Raw genomic sequence first — 23,616 nt, 5'->3', positions numbered from 1 at the left:
GGCACGCTTGGGCGCCGATGAGCAGGAACATGAGGCGTTCTTCCGCGAGATGCTCGGCGACATCGACGAGCCGACTTTGCCCTTCGGTCTGCAGGATGTTCAGGGCGACGGGCGTGGTATCGAAGAAGCGCTGCAAGCGGTCGATGCCGCGCTCAATCGGCGTCTGCGCGAACAGGCCCGGCAGTTGGGCGTCAGCCCGGCGAGCCTGATGCACATGGCCTGGGCGCAAGTGTTGGGCGTCGTTTCCGGCCGTCGCGACGTGGTCTTCGGCACGGTGTTGATGGGGCGTATGCAGGGCGGTGAGGGCGCCGACCGCACGCTGGGAGTGTTCATCAACACTCTGCCGCTGCGGGTGGGTCTCGCTGAAAGCGTGCGCGCCGGGGTGAAAACCACCCACGCGCGGCTGACGGCGCTGCTCGCTCATGAACACGCGTCACTGGCGCTGGCTCAACGTTGCAGCGGCATGCCGGGTTCTGCGCCGCTGTTCAGCGCCTTGCTCAATTACCGGCACAGCGCCGCCGCACAACAGCCGCGCGACGGCCAGGGGATCTGGCAAGGCGTGCGCATGCTCGGTGGCGAGGAGCGCAGCAACTATCCGCTGACCCTGTCGGTGGATGATCTGGGCGACGGTTTTGCCTTGGACGTGCTGGCGCTCACCGAGATCGGTGCGCAGCGGATCTGCAGTTACATGCACACCGCACTGGAACAACTGGTGCAAGCGCTGGAGCAGCAGCCCCAGACGCCACTCGATCAGCTACCGATTCTGTCGCTGCCGGAGCAGACGCGACTGCTGGTCGATTTCAATCGGAGTGCCGTCGCGTTTCGCCGTGGCGCAACCCTTCATGCGCTGGTCGAGGCTCAGGCGGCACAACGGGCGGATGCGCTGGCGGTGGTGCAGGGCGGGCAAGCGTTGACCTATGGCCAGCTCAATCAACAGGCCAACCGCCTGGCTCACCATCTGCTCAGCCTTGGCGTGCAGCCTGACGACCGCATCGCCGTGTGCGTGCGGCGCAGCCCGCAGATGCTGGTGGCGCTGCTGGCGATCCTCAAGTCCGGCGCCGGTTATGTGCCGGTCGACCCGGCCTACCCGGCGGAACGCATTGCCTACTTGCTTGAGGACAGCGCGCCGTTGGCGGTTCTGGCCGAGGCTTCGACGCGTGATTTGCTCGGTGCTGCGTCTGTGATCGATCTCGATGGCAGTGACTGGGCGCATCTGCCGGACCGCAATCCGCAGGTGCCGACGCTGACCCCGGCGCATCTGGCCTACGTGATCTACACCTCGGGCTCCACCGGCCAGCCGAAAGGCGTGATGGTCGAACACGCGACGCTGGAAAACCTCGTGCACTGGCACAACGGCGCCTTTGACCTGCACGCGGGCAGTCACACGTCGAGTGTCGCCGGGTTTGGTTTCGATGCCATGGCGTGGGAGGTCTGGCCAGCGCTGTGCATCGGCGCGACCGTGCATCTGCCACCGCAATCGGTGAGCAACGAGCACCTCGACGAGTTGCTGGCGTGGTGGCGCGGGCAGCCGTTGCAGGTGAGTTTCCTGCCCACGCCTGTCGCCGAATACGCCTTCAGTCGGGACCTCGGTCACCCGACCTTGCGCACGTTGCTGATCGGTGGCGACAAATTGCGCCAGTTTCCGCGTCAGCAGACGTTCGCGGTGATCAACAACTACGGCCCGACCGAAGCCACGGTGGTTGCCACCTGCGGCGCGGTCGAGGCCGGACAAGTGCTGCACATCGGCCGGCCGATGGCCAACGCGAAGATTTACCTGCTCGATGACCAGCAGCGCCCCGTACCGGTTGGCGTTGCTGGCGAGTTGTATGTCGGCGGTGCCGGCGTGGCGCGCGGTTATCTGCATCGCCCCGAGCTGACTGCCGAACGCTTCCTCGACGATCCGTTCAGCGATGAACCGCAGGCGCGCATGTACCGCACTGGCGACCTCGCACGCTGGCTGGCTGACGGCAACGTCGAATACCTGGGGCGCAACGATGATCAGGTCAAACTGCGCGGCGTGCGCATCGAATTGGGCGAAATCGAAGCGGCGTTGAGCGCTCACGAGGCTGTGCAGGATTGCGTGGTGTTGGTGCGCGACGGCCAGTTGCTGGCGTGGTTTACCGAACGCCTGAACGTCGAGATCGAGGATTTGCGCAGTCATTTGCAAGCGCAGTTGCCGCAAGCCCTGGTGCCTGCCGCTTACGTGCGCCTGCAAGCACTGCCGCTGACCGCCAACGGCAAACTCGACCGCAAGGCGTTGCCAGAACCGGATCAAACGGCGTGGCTGAGCCGCGAATATGCCGCGCCACAAGGTTCGGTGGAAATTGCCTTGGCGCAGATCTGGTCGGACGTCTTGAACGTTGAACAGGTCGGCCGTCACGACAACTTCTTCGAACTGGGCGGGCATTCGTTGCTGGCGGTGACGCTGATCGAGCGCATGCGTCAGGTCGATCTGAGCACCGACGTGCGCGTGCTGTTCAGCCAACCGACCCTGGCTGCGCTGGCGGCGGCGGTGGGCAGTGGCCGCAAGGTCGCCGTGCCGGACAATCTGATTCCTGCCGATTGCACGCACATCACTGCGGACATGCTGACGCTGGTGCAACTGGATCAGGTCAGTATCGAGCGCATCGTCGCCACGGTGCCGGGCGGCGCGGCCAACGTGCAGGACATTTATCCGCTGGCACCGTTGCAGGAAGGGATTCTGTATCACCACCTCAGTGCGGCTCAGGGTGATCCGTACCTGCTGCAATCGTGTCTGGCGTTCGACAGTATTGAACGGTTTCAAGGGTTCGCGGCGGCGTTGCGTCAGGTCATGACGCGCCACGATATCCTGCGCACATCGATTGTCTGGCAAGGCTTGGCGGCGCCGGTGCAAGTGGTCTGGCGCCGTGCGGAGTTGCCGGTGCAAGCGGTGGCGCTTGAGCCCGCGCAGGGCGAAGCCATTGATCAACTACGTGCACGCTTCGATGCGCGGCACTGTCGTCTGGAACTTGATCAGGCACCGTTGCTGCGTCTGGTGTATGCCCTCGATCCGGACAATCAACGTGTCGTCGCCATGCTGTTGTTCCATCACATCGCCATGGACCACACCGCGCTGGCGGTGGTCAGCGCAGAAATGCAGGCGATTTTGCAGGGCGATGAGCGACTGCCTGTGTCCGCCGTGCCATACCGCAATTATGTCGCGCAGACCCGCCTCGGCGTCAGCGAACAAGAGCACGAAGCGTTCTTCCGCGAGATGCTCGGCGACATCGACGAGCCGACACTGCCGTTCGGTTTGCAGGATGTGCATGGCGACGGGAATGACATCGAGGAAGTCTGCCAGCCACTGCCTGCCGCGGTGGCGCAGCGTTTGCGCAGTCAGGCGCGCTTGCTCGGCGTCAGCGTCGCCAGTCTGTTTCATCTCGCCTGGGCGCAGGTGCTGGCGGCAACGTCGGCTCAGGAGCGCGTTGTCTTCGGCACGGTGCTGCTGGGCCGCATGCAGGGCGGCGCGGGCGCAGATCGCGGGCTGGGCATGTTCATCAACACCTTGCCATTGCGCGTGGATGTCGACGAAACCGATGTGCGCGCCGGGGTCAAGGCAACGCATGCGCGGCTCAGTGCGCTGTTGGCTCACGAACATGCGTCGCTGGCATTGGCCCAGCGTTGCAGCGGTGTCGCGGCGCCGTCACCACTGTTCAGCGCGATGCTCAATTACCGCCATAGCGACAGCGAAGCTCAGCAAAATACCAAGCGTGAGGCCTGGCAGGGCATCGAATCCCTTGCTGGCGAGGAACGCACCAACTACCCGTTGACCCTCAACGTCGACGATCTGGGCAGCGGTTTTGAACTGACGGTTATGACCCCTTCGCGCATCGGTGCGGCACGCCTCGGCCAGTACATGGAGAACGCGCTGACTGCGCTGATTGAAGCCTTGGAGCACACACCCCAGCAAGCGTTGAATCGCCTGACGGTGTTGCCGGACGAGGAGCGGCAGGCATTGTTGTTCGGCCTCAATGCCACCGGCGTCGATTACGATTTGCAGCAGACGCTGCACGGCTTGTTCGAAGCGCAGGTGCAGCGTACGCCGCAGGCTGTGGCCGTCGTTGCCGGCGAACAGGCATTGAGCTACACGCAGTTGAACGAGCGCGCCAATCGCTTGGCCCGGCACTTGATCAGCCTTGGCGTGCAAGTGGATTCACAGGTGGCGATCTGCGTCGAGCGCAGCCTGGAAATGGTCATCGGTCTGCTGGCAATCAACAAGGCCGGCGCTGGTTATGTGCCGCTCGATCCGGCCTATCCGCCGGAGCGCCTGGCCTACATGCTCGAGGACAGCGCGCCGGCCGTGGTGCTGGTGCACGGGGCTACCAGCGAGTTGCTGGGAGATATCACGGCGGCAGTGGTCGATCTTGACCAGAACAGCTGGCAATCCTTGTCCGCCGGCAATCCGCAAATCACGACGTTGACACCACAGCACAGCGCCTACGTGATCTACACCTCCGGCTCGACCGGCCAACCCAAAGGCGTGGTCAACGAGCATGCCGGTGTGGTCAACCGCTTGCTGTGGATGCAGGACGCCTATCGCCTGACCGCTGCCGACTCGGTGTTGCAGAAAACCCCGTTCAGTTTCGACGTCTCGGTGTGGGAGTTCTTCTGGCCGCTGATGACCGGCGCGCGCCTGGTCATGGCGCAGCCCGGCGGGCACAAGGATCCGCAGTACCTGAGCGAAGTGATCGAGCGCGAACACATCACCACGCTGCACTTTGTGCCGTCGATGCTCGATGTGTTCCTCGCCAACAGCGACACCACACGCTGCGACAGCGTGCGGCAGGTAATGTGCAGCGGTGAGGCGTTGCCGGGCAGTGTGGTGCGGCGTTTCAAACTGCAATTGCCGGGCAGCGCGTTGCATAACCTGTACGGCCCGACCGAAGCCGCCGTCGATGTCACCGCGTGGGACTGCGCGGGAACGATCGAGCAAACCCCGGACAACACACCAATCGGCAAGCCGATCGCCAACACCCGTATGTACATCCTCGATGCGCAACAGCAGCCCGTGCCGCAAGGCGTGATCGGCGAGCTGTACATCGCTGGCGTGCAGGTGGCGCGTGGTTATCTCAATCGGCCGCAACTGACGGCCGAACGCTTCCTCGAAGATCCGTTTCATCCGCATGGGCGCATGTACCGCACCGGCGACGTTGTACGGTATCGGCCGGACGGCAACATCGAGTACCTGGGGCGTAACGATGATCAGGTGAAGATCCGCGGTCTGCGTATTGAGCTGGGCGAAATCCAGGCGCGCCTGGCCCAGATCAAAGGTGTGCAGGAAGCCGTGGTGGTGGCCCGCGAAGACGTGCCCGGCGACAAACGTCTGGTCGCGTATTACACCGGCGAACGCCTGGAAATCGACCTGCTGCGCAGTCAACTGCTCGAGCATTTGCCGGATTACATGGTGCCTACGGTGTTTGTGCATCTCGATCGTTTGCCGCTGAGTCCCAACGGCAAGCTCGACCGCAAGGCGCTGCCGGCGCCGGATCAGCAATCACTGAAAACCCGCGAATACGAAGCCCCGGTCGGCGACGTCGAAATCACCCTGGCACGGCTCTGGGCGGAACTGCTCAACGTCGAACGGGTAGGGCGTCACGACCATTTCTTTGAACTGGGTGGTCACTCATTACTGGCGGTCAGTCTGATCGGCCGGTTACGTCAGGAAGGCATGGAAGCCGATGTCAGGGCGTTGTTCGAACAACCGACCCTGGCCGGCTACGCCGCAATTACGGAAAGAATGGAGATCGTCCTGTGAATGTGCTCGAACTGTTGGCAACCCTGAAGACAAAGGACATTCAGTTGGCGGTGACCGATGAGCAATTGCGCGTCAACGGCAACAAACAGGCATTGAGCGATCCGGCGCTGCTGGCCGCGCTGCGCGAGCACAAACCGGCGCTGATCGAACTGATCAAGGCCGGCCAGTACTCGGCCAGCCGCGTCGGCCAGATCGACGTTCCGGCCAACGGCATTCTCCCCGGCACCACGCGCATCACGCCAGCGATGGTGACCCTGGCTGACGTCGATCAGGCGATCCTTGACCGCTTGCTCGCCGAGGTACCGGGCGGCGCCGCCAATGTGCAGGACATCTACCCACTGGCACCGTTGCAGGAAGGCATCCTCTATCACCACGCGAGCAACGAGCAGGGCGATCCCTACGTCATGCAGTCGTACTTTGCGTTCAGCAGCCGCGAGCGTCTGCAGGACTTCGCGCAAGCCTTGCAAAAGGTCATCGATCGCCACGACATTTTGCGCACGGCGGTGCATTGGGAAGGGCTGGACGTGCCGCTGCAAGTGGTTTGGCGTCAGGCGCAGTTGCCGATGGAAGAGGTCGTGCTGGCAGACGGCGCAAGTGATGCGCTGCAGCAATTGCACGAACGTTTCGATGCGCGGCATTTCCGTCTGGACGTCCGGTGTGCGCCGATGATGCGTCTGGCCTACGCATGGGACGAGGGCGGTCAGCGCGTGGTCGCGACGTTGCTGTTCCATCACATGGCGCTGGACCACTCGGCGCTCGACGTGGTGCGTCACGAACTGCTCGCCTGCCTCACTGGCCAGGCTCAATCGCTCGGGCGCCCAGTGCCGTTTCGCAATTACGTAGCGCAAGCGCGACTGGGCATCAGCGAAGCCGAACACGAGGTTTTTTTTCGCGAGATGCTCGGCGACATAGCCGAGCCGACCCTGCCCTACGGTTTGCAGGATGTGCAGGGCGACGGCCTCGGTATCGCCGAGCTGAGCCTGCCGGTCAACCCATTGCTCGGCCAGCGTTTGCGCGCACAGGCGCGGCAACTCGGGGTGAGTGTCGCGAGCCTGTTTCACCTGGGCTGGGCGCAGGTACTGGCGGTGCTCACCGGCAAACAAAACGTAGTGTTCGGTACGGTGCTGATGGGGCGTATGCAAGGCGCTGAAGCCACCGAGCGGGCGTTGGGAATTTTCATCAACACCTTGCCGCTGCGGGTCGATGTCGATGCACAAGGCGTGCGTGCGGCGGTGGAGGCGACCCACAAACGCTTGACCACATTGATGCGCCACGAGCACGCGCCACTGGCACTCGCCCAGCGTTGCAGCGGCGTGGTCGCACCGACACCGTTGTTCAGTGCCTTGCTCAATTACCGCCACAGCCACACGGCGGCGACGGCGAGTGCCGAGACCCAGGCGGCGTGGGAAGGCATCAGCACGATCAGCTCCGAAGAACGCACCAACTATCCGCTGACCCTGAGCATCGACGATTTCGGCGATGCCTTCAGCCTGACGTTGCTGGCCACTACCGAGGTCGATCCACAGCGCATCTGCGATTACTTGCACTGCGCCCTGGAGAGTCTGGTGCTGGCGCTGGAGCAGGCGCCGGACACCGCGCTCAACCAGTTGCCGATTCTGCCGACGGCCGAACGCGAGCAGGTGCTGTTGGCGTTCAATGCCAGTCACGCCGATTTCCCCGTGACGTTGACCATTGCCCAGCGTTTCGAGGCGCAAGTGGCGCAGCGGCCCGAAGCCGTGGCCGCGCAATACCTCGGTGAGCAAACGAGTTACGCCGAACTCAACCGGCATGCCAACGCCTTGGCTTATCATCTGATCGCACTGGGTGTGAAACCCGATGATCGCGTCGCCATCGTCGCCCGCCGTGGCCTCGATACGCTGGTCGGGCTAGTGGCGATTCTCAAGGCCGGTGCCGGTTATGTGCCGGTCGACCCGGCGCACCCGGCCGAGCGTCTGCACTACTTGCTCAGCGACAGCGGCCCCGTTGCAGTGCTGACCCAAAATAATCTGCGGGAACGCTTGCCGGCGCTGGCGGTGCCGGTGATCGATCTTGACCCGCGCACCTGGCCGCTGAGCGAAACCCTTGATCCGCAGGTGCCGGGCCTGACCGCCGCGCATCTGGCCTACGTGATCTACACCTCTGGCTCCACCGGCCTGCCCAAAGGGGTGATGGTCGAACACCGCACCTTGTCGAATCTGGTCGATTGGCATTGCAGCGCGTTTGATCTGTGCGCCGGTCGCCACACTTCAAGCCTTGCCGGGTTCGGTTTCGACGCCATGGCCTGGGAAGTCTGGCCGGCGCTGTGTGCCGGCGCGACCCTGCATCTGGCACCGACTCACGAGGGCACCGAGGACATCGATGCGTTGCTCGAGTGGTGGCGCGCGCAGCCACTGGACGTGAGTTTCCTGCCGACGCCCGTCGCCGAATACGCCTTCAGCCAGAACCTTGAACACCCGACGCTGCGCACACTGCTGATCGGTGGCGACCGCTTGCGCCAGTTCAGCCGCAACCAGCAATTCGACGTGATCAACAACTACGGCCCGACCGAAGCCACCGTGGTCGCCACCTCTGGGCGAATCGAGGCAGGCGATGCCTTGCACATCGGCAAACCGGTGACCAATGCCACGGTGTATCTGCTCGATGAACAGCAGCGCCCAGTGCCGATTGGCGTCATGGGCGAGTTGTATGTTGGCGGTGCCGGGGTCGCTCGCGGCTATTTGAACCGTGCCGACCTGAGCGTCGAACGCTTCCTCCACGACCCGTTCCGCCCCTTGCCGAATGCGCGCATGTATCGCACCGGCGATCTCGCACGCTGGCGCGCCGACGGCACGATCGAGTACCTGGGGCGTAACGACGATCAGGTGAAAATCCGTGGCGTGCGCATCGAACTCGGTGAAATCGAAACCCGCCTCAATCAGTTGCCCGGTATTCAGGAAGCCGTACTGCTGGCGCGTGAAGATGAACCCGGCCAGCCGCGACTGGTGGCGTATTTCACCGAGCAGAGCCAGGTCGAACCGTTGGCCGTGGCCGAGTTGCGCGCGCACCTGTTGACCCAGTTACCGGATTACATGGTGCCGGTGGCCTTCGTCAGACTCGACGCACTGCCGTTGACCGCCAATGGCAAGGTCGACCGCAAGGCCCTGCCGAAACCCGAGCGAGCGGCGCTGTTCACCCGCGAATACGAGGCGCCGCACAACGAACTGGAAAGCGCCTTGGCACAGATCTGGGCGCAGGTGCTGCAAGTCGAGCGAGTCGGGCGTCAGGATCATTTCTTCGAACTCGGTGGTCACTCGCTGTTGGCCATGCGCATGGTGTCCCAGGTTCGCCAGCGTCTTGGCGTCGAGCTGGCGCTGGGCGATCTGTTTGCCAACGCCGAACTGGCTGCGGTTGCCGAGGCGGTGGCGCAAGCCGGGCGCAGCACGCAACCGGAGATTGTCGCGGTGGCCCGAGACGGCGCCTTGCCGCTGTCGTTCGCCCAGCAACGCTTGTGGTTTCTCGCACAAATGGAGGGCGCCAACACCGCGTACAACATTCCCATCGGCCTGCGCCTGCGTGGGCAACTGGATGAGCATGCGCTGCAACAAGCCTTGGCGCGTATCGTTGCGCGTCACGAAACCCTGCGCAGCCGTTTCGCCCAGTTCAATGACCAGGCGCAAGTGCTGATCGCCCCGGTCGACAGCGGTCTGCTGCTGCGTGTTGAAGACCTGCGCCAGCATCCGCAAGCCGACCAGACCTTGGCGGCGCTGATTCAGGGCGAGGCCTCGGGGCCGTTTGATTTACAAGACGATGCGCTGATTCGCGGCCGCCTGGTGCGGCTGGCCGACGATCATCATGTGCTGTTGCTGACCCTGCACCACATCATCTCCGATGGCTGGTCGATGGGGGTTCTGACCCGTGAACTGATGGCGCTTTATCAGGCGTTCAGCCTCGGCCAACCAGATCCACTGCCGCCGCTGGCGTTGCAATACACCGACTACGCGGTGTGGCAGCGGCGCTGGCTCAGTGGTGAGGTTCTGGAGCGTCAAAGCGAGTATTGGCAACAAACGTTGGCGGGTGCTCCGGCACTGTTGACGCTGCCGACTGATCGCGTGCGCCCGGCGCAGCAGGATTACGCCGGCAACACCGTCGACGTGGTGCTCGACGAACGCCTGAGCGCCGGGCTCAAGGCTTTGGCCCAGCGTCACGGCGTGACGATGTACATGCTCATGCTCGGCGCATGGGCGAGCCTGTTGAGTCGGTTGTCCGGGCAATCGGAAGTGGTCGTCGGTTCGCCGGTGGCCAACCGGACAAGGGCCGAAATCGAAGGTTTGATCGGCATGTTCGTCAATACCCTGGCCCTGCGTATCGATACCTCGGGCGCTTTGAGCACCGAGGCGCTGCTGGCGCGAGTCAAGGCGCGGACGCTGGATGCGCAGGCGCATCAGGATCTGCCGTTCGAGCAAGTGGTGGAAATCACCAAGCCTGCGCGCAGCATGGCGCACAGCCCGTTGTTTCAAGCGATGTTCAGTTGGGACAGTGGCCACGGTGCCAGCCTGAGTCTGGGCGAGCTGACGCTGGAAAGCGTTGCCGAACCGAGCCACTTTGCCAAATTCGATCTGTCACTGACGCTGGCAGACGCGCCGGACGGGATACGCGGTGTGCTGGAGTACGCCGTTGCCTTGTTCGATGAGTCGACTATTCAACGTTACGTCGGCTACTTCCAGCGCCTGTTGCAGGCCATGGTCAGCAACGATCAAGCGGTGTTGGAGCAGGTGACGTTGTTGGCGGACGATGAGCGTCAGCATCTGCTGGTCGATCTGAACGCAACCACGGTCCCCCACGATCTTGAGCAGACTGTTCATGCTCGCTTCGAGACGCAGGTGTTGCGCACGCCAGACGCGGATGCCGTGGTGGCCGGTGAATTGCGTTTGAGTTACGCCGAGTTGAACCGTCGCGCCAACCAGCTCGCCCATCACCTGCGCCAGTGCGGCGTGGGCCGCGATTCGCGGGTGGCGATCTGCGTCGAGCGCGGGCCGCAATTGCTGGTCGGTCTGTTGGCGATTCTCAAGGCCGGCGGCGCTTATGTGCCGCTGGACCCGGGTTATCCCGCCGAACGTCTGGCCTACATGCTTGAGGACAGCGCGCCCGTGGCGGTGCTGGTGCATGCGCCGACGCGTGCGCTGATCGGCGAGTGGGCCGGCGTGTTGGTCGATTTCGACCATTGCACCTGGCAAGACCTTGCGCAAAGCAATCCGCAGGTGCCAGGCCTGAGCGCTGCGAACCTGGCCTATGTGATTTACACCTCCGGCTCCACCGGCACGCCGAAGGGCGTGATGGTCGAGCACCGCAACCTGGGCAATCTGCTGCACTGGAGCGCCAGCCTGTGTCCGCTTTCTACCGGCGCCACGCTGTTGCAGAAAACCCCGCTGAGTTTCGACGCCTCGGTGTGGGAGCTGTTCTGGCCGTTGAGCTGCGGCATGCGTCTGGTTCTCGCCGGCCCGGACGACCACCGCGATCCAGCCGCGCTGGTGCAACTGATTCGTGAGCAACAGGTCAACGTCGTTCAGTTTGTGCCGGCGCTGTTGCAGCAATTCCTTGAAGTGGCAGAGGTGGGCGAGTGCAGCAGCCTTACCGATGTGTTCTGTGGTGGCGGTGCGCTGACGGCCGCGTTGGTGCGCAGCGTGCGCGAACATCTGCCGCAGGTGCGCCTGCACAACGTTTATGGCCCGACCGAAGCCACCGTCGACAGCACCGTATGGACGCTGGAGGCGAATTCGCCGGTACCGCAAGGCGCGCCACCGATTGGCAAACCGCTGTGCAATACCCGCGTGTACATCCTTGATGTTCACCAACAACCGACGCCATTTGGGGTGGTCGGCGAGATGTATCTCGGCGGCGTGCAGGTGGCGCGGGGTTATCTGAATCGGCCTGAGCTGACCGCCGAACGTTTCCTCGACGATCCGTTCAGTGATCAGCCTGGCGCGCGCTTGTACCGCACCGGCGACGTCGCGCGGTATCTGGCCGATGGCAACATCGAGTACCTGGGGCGTAATGACGATCAGGTCAAAATCCGTGGTTTGCGCATCGAACTGGGCGAGATTCAGGCGCATCTGGCGCACATCGACGGCGTGCGTGAAGCGGCGGTGCTGGCCCGTGAAGACTTGCCGGGCGATCAACGGCTGGTGGCGTATTACAGCGGCGAACTGCTGGAAATCGATCAGTTGCGCAGCCAACTGCTCAAACACTTGCCGGATTACATGGTGCCTGCCGTGTTTGTGCATTTGCAGGCCTTGCCGCTGAGCCCCAACGGCAAACTGGATCGCCAAGCCTTGCCTGCTCCTGACCAGACTGCGCTGCTGAGCCGGGAATACGAAGCTCCGATCGGTGAAGTCGAAACCGTGATTGCCGCGATTTGGGCCGAGTTGCTGAAGGTCGAGCGGGTAGGGCGCTTCGATCATTTCTTCGAACTGGGCGGTCACTCGTTGCTGGCGGTCAATCTGGTTGCGCGCATGCGTCGGGCCGGCCTGTCGGCGGATATTCGTGTGCTCTTTGGCCAGCCGACATTGGCCGCGCTCGCTGCGGCTGTGGGCGGCGAACCTGATGCGGCGGTGCCGGCAAACCTCATTGCGGCCGATTGCCCGCGCATCACGCCCGAATTGTTGCCGCTGGTAGCGCTGGACCAAGCGACGATCGACCGTATCGTTGCGAGTGTCCCCGGCGGTGCGCGCAATGTTCAGGACATCTACCCGCTGGCACCTTTGCAGACCGGCATCCTGTTCCATCATCTGTCGGCCGCGCACGGCGATCCATATGTGCTGCAGGCGCAGTTTGCCTTCGCCGATGAACAGCGTTTGCAAGTGTTCACTGATGCCCTGCAACGGGTAATCGAACGCCATGACATTTTGCGCACGTCGCTGTTCTGGGAGGGGCTGGAAGAGCCGGTGCAAGTGGTCTGGCGTCAGGCTTCGCTGGGCTGCGAGGCCTTGCTGCTGGACGGCGAAGCGGGCGATGCGCTGAGCCAGTTGCGGCGCCGCTTCACCATCGATAGCTACCGCATGCCCGTCACCGAGGCGCCGCTGATGCGCGTGGTGCACGGCCGCGATGAGGCCAATCAACGCGTGGTGGCGTTGCTGCTGTTCCATCACCTGGTGATGGATCACGTGGCGCTGGAGGTGTTGCAGCACGAGATGCAGGCGTTTCTGCTGGGCAACGACGGGCTGCTGAGCGAACCGGTGCCGTACCGCAATTACGTGGCGCACACCCGTTCCGGCCTGTCCGCGCAAGCGCACGCCAGTTTCTTCGGCGAGATGCTCGGCGCTGTTGATGAGCCGACCTTGCCTTACGGGCAGAATCTGGCCAGCGATGGCCCTGCACAAGAGGCGCAACTGGACCTGGAAAACGCGCTGAGCCACAGCATCCGTCAGCAGGCCCGGCGTTTGGGGGTCAGCGCCGCCAGCCTGATGCACCTCGCCTGGGCACAGGTGCTGGGGCAATTGTCCGGACGCGACGCCGTGGTGTTTGGCACGGTGTTGCTCGGGCGATTGCAGGGCGGAGAAGGCGCCGAGCGGGCGCTGGGTGTGTTCATCAATACCTTGCCGCTGTGCATCGAGCTGAACGCCCATAGCGTCAAAGGCGCCGCACTGGCGACCCACGAACGCCTGAGTCAGTTGCTGGCCCATGAACATGCGCAACTGGCGCAGGTGCAGCAATGCAGCGCCATGCCGGCGGGCACACCGCTGTTCAGCACGCTGCTCAACTATCGTCACAGCGCCCCGGTCGGGCCGATATCGGCTGAGTTGCAAGCGGCGTGGCACGGCATGCAATTGCTCGCTGCCGAGGAACACACCAACTATCGCCTGACTCTCAGCGTTGATGATCTCGGTGAAGACTTCCGCCTGAAGGTATTGGCCGGGGCCGGCATTGATGCGCAGCGTATCTGCGGGTACATGCAGGGAGCGTTGATGACGTTGCTGGAGGCACTGGAGCACACGCCGCACGTGGGCTTTGACCGGTTGTCGATCCTGCCGACGCCAGAGCGTCAACAGCTACTGGTGAGTTTCAACGCTACCGAGGCTGACTACCCGCGTGGGCTGACGATTGCCCGGCGCTTCGAGTCGCAGGTCACCGAGCGTCCGCAGGCTATTGCAGCGGTGTTTGCCGGACAGCCACTGACTTACTTGCAGCTCAATCGCCAGGCCAATGCCTTGGCACATCACTTGATCGCCATCGGGGTGAAAGCCGATGACCGCGTGGCCATCGTCACCCGCCGGGGCCTGGATACATTGGTCGGGCTGGTCGCCATCCTCAAGGCCGGCGCCGGCTATGTGCCGATCGATCCGGCGCATCCTGCCGAGCGGATCAGTTATTTGCTGAACGACAGCGCACCCGTCGCGGTGCTCACGCAAAGCGATCTGCACGAGAGACTGCCGCAACCGGGCGTGCCAGTGATTGATGTCGATCTGTGCGCATGGCCGGCGCAGGCGCAGCACAACCCTGCGGTGCCGGGCCTGAGCGCTGCGCATCTGGCGTACGTGATCTACACCTCGGGTTCGACCGGCCTGCCCAAAGGCGTCATGGTCGAACATCAGACGTTGTCCAATCTGGTCGACTGGCACTGTGAAGCGTTCGATTTACGCGCCGGCAGCCACACCTCAAGCCTTGCCGGATTTGGTTTCGATGCGATGGCGTGGGAAGTCTGGCCGGCCCTGTGCGCGGGCGCGACCCTGCACCTGGCCCCAACCCATGACGGCGCTGAAGACATCGATGGGTTGCTCGACTGGTGGCGTGCGCAGCCGCTGGACGTGAGCTTTTTGCCAACACCGGTCGCCGAATATGCGTTCAGTCAGAACCTCGATCATCCGACCTTGCGCACCTTGCTGATCGGTGGCGATCGCTTGCGCCAGTTCAGCCGTCAGCAGCGCTTCGCCGTGATCAACAACTACGGCCCGACCGAGGCCACCGTAGTCGCGACTTCCGGGCGTATCGACGTTGGCGCGGCGTTGCACATCGGCAAACCGGTGGCGAACGCGGCGGTTTACCTGCTCGACGAGCAGCAACGGCCGGTGCCGATGGGCGTCATGGGCGAGTTGTACGTGGGCGGGGCCGGTGTGGCCCGGGGTTATCTGAACCGCGCCGACCTGACTGCCGAGCGCTTTCTGCACGACCCGTTCAGCCCCTTGCCGAATGCGCGCATGTACCGCACCGGTGACCTTGCCCGCTGGCGCGAAGACGGCTCGCTCGATTACTTGGGACGTAACGACGACCAGGTGAAAATCCGTGGCATGCGCATTGAGTTGGGCGAAATCGAGACTCGCCTCAATCAGCTCCCCGGTATCAACGAAGCGGTGCTGCTGGCCCGCGAGGACCAACCCGGCCAGCCGCGACTGGTGGCCTATTTCACCGAACAATCGGGGGCCGAACCACTGGCGGTGGGCGAGTTGCGCGAGCATCTGCTGACACAGTTGCCGGACTACATGGTGCCGGCAGCGTTTGTCCGGCTTGAGGCTTTGCCGCTGACCGCCAATGGCAAAGTCGACCGCAAGGCATTGCCGAAACCGGATCTGGCCGCGCTGCCGACCCGCGAATACGTGGCACCGCAAGGCGAGCTGGAAACCGCACTGGCGCAGATCTGGGCTGAAGTGCTGCAAGTCGAGCAGGTCGGCCGTCACGATCATTTCTTCGAACTGGGTGGTCATTCGCTGTTGGCGATGCGCATGGTCTCGCTGATCCGTCAGCGCCTCGGCGTCGAACTGGCGCTGAGTGATCTGTTTGCCGATGCGCAATTGAGCGCAATCGCTGCAGTATTGAACCGCGCCGGGCGCAGCGCGTTACCGGAGATTTTGTCGGCACCGCGTGATCAGGCGCTGCCGATGTCCTTCGCCCAACAACGCCTGTGGTTTCTTGCGCAAATGGCGGGTGGCAACTCGGCGTACAACATTCCTCTCGGTTTGCGCCTGCGCGGTCACCTCGACGTCGATGCCCTGCAATCGGCGCTGGCGCGGATCGTCGCCCGCCACGAAACCCTGCGCAGCCGTTTCATCCGCATCGACGACAGCGCACAGGTGTCGATTGCCCCGGTCGATAACGGTTTGCTACTGCGCGTAGAAGATCTGCGCCAACAGCCGCAGGCCGAGCACACCTTGCAAGTATTGATGGCGCAGGAAGCCTCGACAGCGTTTGATCTGCAGAATGATTCGCTGATTCGTGGGCGACTGGTGCGCTTGGCCGACGATCACCATGTGCTGTTGCTGACCGTGCACCACATTGTCGCTGACGGCTGGTCGATGGGCGTGCTGACGGCTGAGTTGATGGCGTTGTATCAGGCGTTCAGCCAGGGACAGCCTGACCCGTTGCCAGTCCTGACGTTGCAATACGGCGACTATGCCGTGTGGCAACGGCGTTGGCTCAGCGGAGAGGTGCTGCAGCGGCAAAGCGAGTATTGGCAGCAGACCCTCGAAGGTGCGCCGGCCTTGTTGACGCTGCCCACCGATCGCCCGCGACCGGCACAACAGGATTACACCGGCGGCAACGTCGAAGTGCTGCTGGACCAGCGTTTGAGTGCGGCGCTCAAGGCCTTGAGCCAGCGTCACGGCGCGACCCTGTTCATGACCCTGATGAGTGCCTGGGCGTTGCTGATGAGTCGGCTGTCCAGGCAATCCGATGTGGTGATCGGCGCGCCGGTGGCCAACCGCAGCCGCGCTGAAGTCGAAGGCCTGATCGGCATGTTCGTCAATACGCTCGCCGTGCGCATCGACACCTCGGGCGCGCCGAGCGTCGAAGCGCTGCTGGCACAGGTCAAGGCGCGGACACTGGAAGCGCAGGCGCATCAGGATCTGCCGTTCGAACAAGTGGTGGAAATCGTCCGACCGGTGCGCAGCCTGGCGCACAGCCCGTTGTTCCAGACCACGCTAAGCTGGGACGGCAGCGTTGGCCCGCAACTGGCCTTGGGCGAGCTGACGCTGGAGGGTGTTGCCGGGACCGGCGATGTCGCCAAGTTTGACCTGACGCTGACACTGGGCGAGGTCAACGGAGTGCTTCGCGGCACGCTGAACTACGCCACGGCGCTGTTCGATGCGCTGACGATCAAGCGCTACATCGGCTACTTCGAACGTCTGCTCGAAGCGATGATTGCCGATGATCAGACGGTGCTGGAACGTGTGCCATTGCTGGCAAACGATGAGCGCCAGCGTTTGCAGTACGACTTCAACGCCACGGCGCGAGGCTACCCGCAAACACTGACCGTACACGGGGTGTTCCAACAGCAGGCAGCCGCGCATCCCAAAGCGGTGGCGGCCGTGCATGGCGCGCATTCGCTGAGCTACTTTGAACTCAACGCGCAAGCCAACCGCCTGGCCCATCACCTGATTGCTCACGGCGTGCAGCCGGGCGATCACGTGGCGATCCTGCTGCCGCGTTCGCTGGAGTTGCTGGTCGCGCAACTGGCCATTGCCAAATGCGCGGCCGCTTATGTGCCGCTGGACATCAATGCACCGAGCGAGCGCCAGGCGTTCATGGTCGAGGATTGCCGCGCGGTGGCGTTGTTGACCTTGAGCGGCGAAGTCATCGACTACGCCGCGCCGCGTATCGACCTCGACAGGCTGACCCTCAACGGCCAGCCGACGCATAACCCGAACCTGCTGCAGTCGTCCGAGTCGTTGGCGTACATCATGTACACCTCCGGTTCCACCGGCACGCCGAAAGGGGTGATGGTGCCGCACCGGGGTATCGGCCGCTTGGTGCTCAACAACGGTTACGCCGATTTCAATGCGCAGGATCGTGTGGTCTTCGCCTCGAACCCGGCGTTCGATGCGAGCACCATGGACATCTGGGGGCCGCTGCTCAATGGCGGTCGCGTGGTGATCATCGACCATCAAACCTTGCTCGATCCGCATGCCTTTGGCCGTGAACTGAGCAGCAGTGGCGCAACGATCCTGTTCGTCACCACCGCGCTGTTCAATCAATACGTGCAACTGATTCCGCAGGCGCTCAAGGGCCTGCGGATTCTGCTGTGCGGCGGTGAACGGGGCGATCCGGCGGCGTTTCGTCGAATGTTGGCCGAGGCGCCAACACTGCGCATCGTGCATTGCTACGGCCCGACTGAAACCACCACCTACGCCACAACCTTTGAAGTGCGCGAAGTGGCAGAAAACGCCGAGAGCGTGCCGATTGGCGGGCCGATCGCTAACACGCAGGTTTACGTGCTTGATGCGTATCAGCAGCCGGTGCCGATGGGCGTGACCGGCGAGCTGTATATCGGCGGGCAGGGCGTGGCGCTGGGGTATCTGAACCGGGCGGATCTGACTGCCGAGAAATTCCTCTGCGATCCGTTCAGCGAGATCCCGGGCGCGTTGCTCTATCGCACCGGCGACCTCGCGCGCTGGCTGGCGCCGGGGCAACTCGATTGCATCGGGCGTAACGACGATCAGGTGAAGATTCGCGGTTTCCGCATCGAGCCGGGAGAAATCGAGAATCGCCTGCTGAATTGCCCGGGGATCAAGGAAGCGGTGGTGCTGGCGCGCCGCGACGGACAGGACTCCCCGCGTCTGGTGGCGTACTACACGGCGCACGATGAGCACTTGGACAGCGCTGAACTGCACGCCCAAATGCACGCGCGACTGCCGGAATACATGGTGCCCACCGCGTGGGTGCAACTCGATGTATTGCCGTTGAACAACAACGGCAAGGTCGATCGCAAGGCGTTGCCGGCACCGACGCAGGAGGCACTGCTCAGTCGGGCCTACGAGGCACCAGCCAATCCACTGGAAGCAAGCCTGGCGCAGGTCTGGGCCGAGGTGTTGCAGGTCGGGCAGGTCGGTCGCTATGACAACTTCTTCGAACTCGGCGGCCATTCATTGCTGGCCATGCGCATGCTCTCCCAGGTGCGCCAGCAATTGGGCGTGGAGCTGGCGCTGGCCGATCTGTTTGCCAACCCGGAACTGGCGGCGGTCGCCGAAGTGTTGAGTCAGGCCGAACTCAGCAGCTTGCCGCCGATTCTGCCGGCGTCGCGCGATCAGGTGCTGCCGTTGTCGTTCGCCCAGCAACGCTTGTGGTTCCTCGCGCAAATGGATGGCGGCAACACCGCCTACAACATTCCTCTGGGCTTGCACCTGCGTGGCCGACTCGACGCCGTGGCACTGCAACGGGCATTGGCGCGAATCGTCGCTCGTCACGAAACCCTGCGCAGTCGGTTCACCCAACTGAACGACGAAGCACAGGTGCTGATTGCCTCGGACGACAGTGGCCTGACGCTGATTGTGGAAGATTGGCGGCAACAGCCGCAGACCGAGGAGGCCTTGCGTGCTTTGGTCGACGCTGAAGCGCGCGGACCGTTCAACTTGCAGGACGACCCGTTGATTCGCGGTCGGCTGGTGCGTGTGGCCGATGATCACCATGTGCTGTTGCTGACGATGCATCACATCATCTCTGACGGCTGGTCGATGGGCGTGCTGACCCATGAATTGATGGCGCTGTATCAGGCGTTCAGCCACGGCGAGGCCGATCCGCTGCCGCCGCTGGCCCTGCAATACGCGGATTACGCGGTATGGCAACGGCGCTGGCTGAGCGGCGAGGTGTTGCAGCGCCAGAGTGATTACTGGCAGCAGACCTTGGCCGGCGCCCCGGCATTGTTGAGCCTGCCGACTGACCGACCACGGCCGGCGCAACAGGATCACCGCGGCGGCAGTGTCGAGGTCGTGCTGGACGCGCAGACCAGCGCCGGTCTCAAGGCGTTGTGTCAGCGCCACAGCGTGACGCCGTACATGGTGATCATGAGCGCCTGGGCGATGCTGCTTACGCGTCTGTCCGGGCAGTCCGATGTGGTCATCGGCTCGCCAGTCGCCAACCGTACCCGCGCCGAAATCGAAGGGTTGATCGGCATGTTCGTCAACACCCTGGCGCTGCGCATCGATACCTCGGGCGATCTGACGGGGGCAGCGCTGCTGGCGCGGGTCAAGGCCCAGACTCTGGCAGCGCAGGCGCATCAGGATCTGCCGTTCGAACACGTGGTGGAAGTCACCCGACCGCTGCGCAGCCTTTCCCACACACCGTTGTTCCAGACGTTGCTGAGCTGGGACAGCAGCGTGGCGCCAGCCCTGGCACTCGACGAGCTGACGCTGGAAGGCGTGGCCGGGGAAAATCACTTTGTGAAGTTCGACCTGTCGCTGAGTCTGGGCGAAAGCCAGCACGGGGTTCGTGGCTCGCTGCGCTACGCCACCGCGCTGTTCGATGAGTCGACCGTGCAGCGTTTTGTCGGTTACTTCCAGCGCTTGCTGGCGGCGCTGGTCAGTGATGACCAGGCGGTGTTGGCGCAAGTCGAGTTGCTGGCCGAGGATGAACAGCAACGCCTGCTCGGCGACTTCAACGCGACGGCGCTTGATTGCCCGGTCGAGCAACCGGTGCAGAGCCTGTTCGAAGCACAGGTGCGGCGTCAGCCGGATGCCATCGCCGTGCAGTCGGGCGAACACAGCCTGACCTATCGCGAGCTGAATGCCCGTGCCAACCGCCTCGCGCATCACCTGCGTGAGCAAGGCGTCGGGCCGGACGCGCGGGTGGCGCTGTGCGTCGAGCGTGGGCTTGATCTGGTGGTGGGGCTGCTCGGCATTCTCAAGGCCGGTGGCGCGTACGTGCCGCTGGATCCGGCTTATCCGGCGGAGCGCCTGGACTTTATGCTCAGGGACTGCGCGCCGGTGGCGGTGCTGGTGCAGACGGCCACGCGATCGCTGTTTGCCGAGGCTGGGGCAGTGTTGATCGACTTTGACCAATGCACCTGGCACGACCAGTCAGAAAACGATCCGCAAGTGCCAGGCCTGAGTCCTTCGAATCTGGCGTACATGATCTACACCTCAGGTTCGACCGGCACACCAAAAGGCGTGATGCTCGAACATCGTGGTTTGTGCAATCTGGTGCATTGGGGCTCGCAGATCTGCCCGCCGACTCCGGATGGCGCGTTGTTGCAGAAAGCGCCATTCAGTTTCGATGGTTCGGTGTGGGAATTCTTCTGGCCACTGACGGCCGGTGTGCGTCTGGTGCTGGCACGGCCGGGAGGTCACCGGGAACCGGCGTATCTGGCGCAAGTGATTCGTCAGCAGCGGGTCACGGTGGTCAAGTTTGTGCCGGCGCTGTTGCAGCAATTTCTCGAGCTGCAAGACGTCAGTGAATGCACCAGCCTCACCGATGTGTTCTGCGGTGGCGGCGAACTCACGGCGGCCCTGGCCCGCGAAGTACGCCAGCAACTGCCGTGGGTACGCCTGCATAACGTGTACGGCCCGACCGAAGCCACGGTCGACAGCACCGCGTGGACACTGGAACCGCACATGCCCGTGCCATCCACCGAATTGCCCATTGGCAAGGCCATCTGTAACACCCGTTTGTACGTGCTCGATGCGCATGACCAAGCGGTACCGCTCGGTGTTATTGGCCAGTTGCACATCGGCGGCATCGGCGTGGCGCGAGGGTATATGGGACTGCCACAGATGCAGGCCGAGCGCTTTATCGACAGTCCGTTTGTGGCCGGTGATCGCTTGTACCGCACCGGCGATCTGGTGCGGTACCGCGCTGACGGCAACCTCGAATTCCTCGGGCGCAACGACTTCCAGGTCAAGCTGCACGGCTTGCGCCTGGAACTCGGTGAAATCGAAGCGCGTTTGATCCAGCACCCGGGTGTGCGCGAGGTGGTGGTGCTGATGCGCGACGAGCGTCTGGTCGCGTATTTCACATTGCGCGAGGGCAGCGCTGCTCCGGCTATCGACATGCTGCGCGCGTTCATTCTTGAGCAGTTACCCGAGTACATGGTGCCGGGTGCGTTTGTTGCGCTCGACGTTCTGCCCTTGAGTCCCAACGGCAAGATCGACCGTCAGGCGCTGCCGGCGCCGGGCCTCGACGCGGTACTCAGTCGACATTACGAAGCACCTGAAGGCGAGGTCGAAACCGTGTTGGCGCGGGTCTGGGCTGAGGTGCTGAATGTCGAGCAGGTCGGACGCCACGACAACTTCTTCGAATTGGGCGGGCATTCGCTGTTGGCGATTCGTCTGGTCAACCTGCTGCAACGTGCGGGGCAGCAGGTGACGCTGGCGGAGCTGTTCCAGCGTCCGAGTGTCGAGTCGCTGGCCGCGCTGCTCGGTCAACGCCATGCCGCGCCCGAACAGCCGGAAGGACTGGTCGTGGTGCGGCCGGGCGAGGGCGGCGATGCGCTGTTCCTGATCCATGAGTTCAGCGGCAGGGAGGTGTATTTCCCGGCATTGGCGATGCACATCGAGGGGCAGTTTGCGATTTACGGTTTGCCCGGTGTACCTCTGGGTCAACCGCAACTGCGTACCCTTGAATGCATGGCCACGCGGATGGTCGGGATTATCCGCGCGGTACAACCCCATGGGCCGTATCGTCTGGCCGGGTGGTCGTTTGGTGGCTTGCTGGCGTATGAAATCGCTCAGCAGTTGCTTGGTCTCGATGAGGCGGTGGCGTTTGTCGGCCTGCTCGATACCTACGCGCCGCATCCGGCCAGTCAGGATAAAACCCGCTGGAGCGGCGCGCATCGCGACAAGCGTCAGTTGCTGGAGCACTGCCGCGCGCGTTCGCAGATGCGCGGTGCAGAAGGGCTGCCGGCGTTGGCTGAGGTCGAGCGGCTGGAGGCTGAAGTCGAACGCATTGCATTCGATGAGCTGTTCCAGCGCTGCTGCGAACAGCAATTGCCTGACCCGGAACTGGCCGCACTGAGTGCAGCGGATGCCTGGAGTTACTTTGATCGTGAGGCCGCTCATGGCCTGGCGCTGGCGCATTACCGGGTCAGCCCGGCCAGTCAGCCGGTGCACTTGTTCCGCGCTCAGGCACTGATGCCGGGGCAGGCGCAGCCGAGTCCGACCCGTGGTTGGGAAAACAAGATCAGTACAGGTTTGCTGCGCTGCATCGATGTCCCGGGTGATCACCGCAGCATGATGAAAGCTCCGGATATTCAGGCGCTCGGTCAGGCCTTGAGTCAGGCGATGGCCGCTGCGCAGGTCCCGGAGCCAGAGGCCTATCAGCCGCTGTTGACCATTCAGAGCGGGCACGCCGGGCATGCGCCGATCTTCTGCGTGCCTGGGGCGGGCGACAGTGTGACCGGGTTCATTCACCTGACCGAGGCCTTGGGCCCGGAGTGGCCGATCATCGGCCTGCAACCGCGCGGGCTCGATGGCAGCGGCGTGCCGCACCGCCAGGTTGAAGCGGCAGCGAAGTGCTATCTGCAAGCGGTCGAGCAGTTGTACCCGCAAGGTGCGGTGCACCTGATCGGCCATTCCTTCGGCGGGTGGGTCGCGCATGCCATGGCCGCGCAGTTGCAGGCGGCGGGGCGTGAGGTGGCGTCATTGACCCTGATCGACAGCGAATCTCCCGGCGGCAACGGTACGGCGGGCAAACCGTACACCACGACTGCCGCACTGGAACGCTTGATCGAGACGCTGCAACTGTCCAGCGGCAAGTCGTTGGGCATCGACCCGCTGGCGTTCGCCGAGGCTGACGACACCACGCAAATGCGCCTGTTGCACGAGGGCATGGTGCGCGCCGGTGTGTTGTCTGCGCGTTCGTCAGCGCAGGCCATGCACGGCCCGGTCCGCACTTTCGCCACAGCCTTGCGCACGGTCTATCAACCGCAGTTGGCCTACACCGGGCCGGTGCGGCTGGCGCTGGTCGATGACCCGACGCTGGATGCGTGGGGCAATCAGCGCGAGCAAGCGGCGATGGTCGAAGGCTGGCAACGCCAGGTGACGGATCTGGCGGTGTGGTACGGGCCGGGCAACCACTTCACGATTCTCAAGGCGCCCAACGTTTTCAGTCTCGCGGCGTGGTGGCATGACGGCCTGAAAGTGCCGGCCGGCCAAGTGGTTTCCTGA

2 protein-coding genes (1 of these 2 only partly in view) are annotated in these 23,616 nt (G+C 63.5%); both read left to right on the top strand.

Annotated features, from left to right (window positions below; genetic code table 11):
* Positions 1-5,776: the end of a non-ribosomal peptide synthetase gene (locus H8F23_RS01270; protein ID WP_194933132.1), read on the top strand. It extends 7,241 nt beyond the left edge of the window; the window shows 5,776 of its 13,017 coding nt (coding positions 7,242-13,017); the start codon falls outside the window, past its left edge; the stop codon is at positions 5,774-5,776.
* On the top strand, positions 5,773-23,616 hold the full coding sequence (locus tag H8F23_RS01265; RefSeq protein WP_194933131.1) for a non-ribosomal peptide synthase/polyketide synthase: 17,844 nt from the start codon (positions 5,773-5,775) through the stop codon (positions 23,614-23,616). The genes H8F23_RS01270 and H8F23_RS01265 overlap by 4 nt, the downstream gene beginning before the upstream one ends.

Origin of the sequence: Pseudomonas neuropathica, from assembly GCF_015461835.1 — a bacterium.
Classification (GTDB): Bacteria; Pseudomonadota; Gammaproteobacteria; order Pseudomonadales; family Pseudomonadaceae; genus Aquipseudomonas; species Aquipseudomonas neuropathica.
This window is presented reverse-complemented; position numbering and strand designations above follow the sequence as displayed.